Genomic DNA, 1623 nt, shown 5'->3' with positions numbered 1-1623 from the left:
GCAGGAGGTGCCGGACACGCAGGTCTATGACAACGGCTTCAAGATCCAGTGGGAGCACTTCATCCGCCACGTGGTGGAAGACGCCCCCTACCGCTGGACCCTGCCCGAGGGCTCCAAGGGCGTGCAGCTGGTCGAGGCCGCACTGCAAAGCTGGAAAGAGCGGCGTTGGGTGGATGTGCAGCCGCTATCGATTTGATAGCGCCTCACGCATGATCTACGCGGGCTGCAGCCTGTTTTAACCCATAACCTGGCCTTCTCCATGCCACTCCAGCTGATGCTTCCGCGCGCCGACGGCACGCTTGCACCCTACACCCTGAGCGGGCTGCGACCCGTGGCGCCCGCGCCGGGCGTTGCCTTCAACCGCATCGCCTATTCGGCTGCCCATGTGGTGGCCGATCCGCGGGCCGCCATCGACCCCTGGCTGCAATGCGCGGTGGACTGGGACGCCACCATCGCCTACCGCCAGCGCCTGTGGTCGCTGGGCCTGGGCGTGGCCGAGGCGATGGACACCGCCCAGCGCGGCATGGGGCTGGACTGGCCGACCTCGCTGGAACTGATCCGCCGCTCGCTCGACGCGGCGCGGGACTTCGGCCCGCAGGCGCTGGTGGCCTCGGGCTGCGGCACCGACCACCTCGCGCCCGAGGCCGCACGCAGCGTGGACGACGTGATCCGAGCCTACGAGCAGCAGATGGAAGCCATCGAAAAGCTCGGCGGCAAGCTGATCGTCATGGCCAGCCGTGCGCTGGCGCACGTGGCCACCGGGCCGGCCGACTACGAGCGGGTGTACAGCCGGATCCTGCGCCAGGCGAAGCAACCGGTGGTGTTGCACTGGCTCGGCGAGATGTTTGACCCGGCGCTCAAGGGCTACTGGGGCAGCCCCGATGTGGCCGCCGCGATGGACACGGCGCTGGGCATCATCGCGGCCCATGCGGACAAGGTGGACGGCATCAAGATCTCGCTGCTCGACAAGGACAAGGAGATCGCCATGCGCCGCCGCCTCGCGCCCGGCGTGCGCATGTACACGGGCGACGACTTCAACTACGCCGAGCTGATTGCCGGTGACGGCTTCGGCAGCGAACCCACGCACGGCCAGAGTGATGCCCTGCTGGGCATCTTCGACGCGATTGCGCCGGCCGCCAGTGCCGCCCTCGGCGCGCTGGCACGCGGGGACGTGGCCTCGTTCCACACCATCCTGGGCCCCACGGTGCCGCTGTCGCGCCACATCTTTGCCGCGCCCACACGCTTCTACAAAACAGGCGTCGTCTTCATGGCCTGGCTCAATGGCCATCAGAGCCACTTCACCATGGTCGGCGGGCAGCAAAGCACCCGCAGCCTGGTGCACCTGGCCGAACTGTTCCGGCTGGCCGACGCCGCGCATCTGCTGGAGCAGCCCGAACTGGCCGTGCACCGCATGAAGACCCTGCTGGCGCTGCATGGGGTCGACGCATGATGTGTGAAAGAGCCAAATCCCGATCCATTTCGCAGCAAAGACATGTGCGCCCGGGCCGTGGCGCTTCACTGGCGCGGTCACCGCTGCGCGGTGACTGCCCTGCGTTGCTCGGTCATGCGGCCCGTCGCGAAACTCGCTGTGTTCGCTGCGCTCACGCCGCTCAGACAGCCGCG

Annotated in this window: 2 protein-coding genes; both read left to right on the top strand. The window is 68.0% G+C overall.

What is annotated here, in order from left to right; translation table 11 throughout:
* Positions 1-196, top strand: a 196-nt coding sequence (locus ACE3OK_RS12540) for a hypothetical protein (RefSeq protein WP_374249890.1), incomplete at its 5' end; no start/stop codon positions are given.
* A 63-nt stretch (positions 197-259) separates the two neighbouring features.
* A complete protein-coding gene (locus ACE3OK_RS12535) occupies positions 260-1450 on the top strand; it encodes a dihydrodipicolinate synthase family protein (protein WP_374249889.1) in 1191 nt (396 codons plus the stop codon).
* Positions 1451-1623: the final 173 nt, after the last annotated feature.

It is taken from the genome of Thermomonas sp., from assembly GCF_041905325.1.
Lineage (GTDB): Bacteria > Pseudomonadota > Gammaproteobacteria > Xanthomonadales > Xanthomonadaceae > Thermomonas.
This window is presented reverse-complemented; position numbering and strand designations above follow the sequence as displayed.